This window comes from Bacillus sanguinis (assembly GCF_018332475.1).
GTDB lineage: Bacteria > Bacillota > Bacilli > Bacillales > Bacillaceae_G > Bacillus_A > Bacillus_A sanguinis.
In genome coordinates, this window is sequence record NZ_BOQB01000652.1 from 1 (window position 1) to 343 (window position 343).

1 protein-coding gene and 1 pseudogene are annotated in these 343 nt (G+C 31.2%); both read left to right on the forward strand.

Annotated features, from left to right (window positions below; genetic code table 11):
* Positions 1-125: CPBP family glutamic-type intramembrane protease (locus KI369_RS29050; RefSeq protein WP_154136280.1), on the forward strand; the 125-nt coding region annotated here is incomplete at its 5' end.
* Positions 126-147: 22 nt separating this feature from the next.
* A pseudogene (locus KI369_RS29055) lies at positions 148-343 on the forward strand (LysM peptidoglycan-binding domain-containing protein); the annotation flags it as partial.

The following is a 343-nucleotide window of genomic DNA, read 5'->3' on the forward strand; positions in this document are numbered from 1 at the left end:
TTTGTTTCGTCTGTTTCATTAGTTTTGTCTTTGGTTATGTATTTGAATGGACAGGAAATTTGTTTATAACAATCTTTGCACACTTTCTTGTTGATTTTATAATGGGACTCCAATTAAGAAAATAAATGGAAGGTGGTGGTGAACAACATGAGAAAACGAATTCCTGATTTTGAAGAGGAATTAGAAGTTGAGCGAGTGGAAGAAAAAGAAAGTTTACCGCCGCGTAGTGAAATTCATAGAAATAAAGAGAAAAAACAAAAGTTTAAAATGAATCATATTTTCGTCCGAGTTTTAACATTTCTATTCGTATTACTACCAATTAGCATCTTATGGTATACAGATA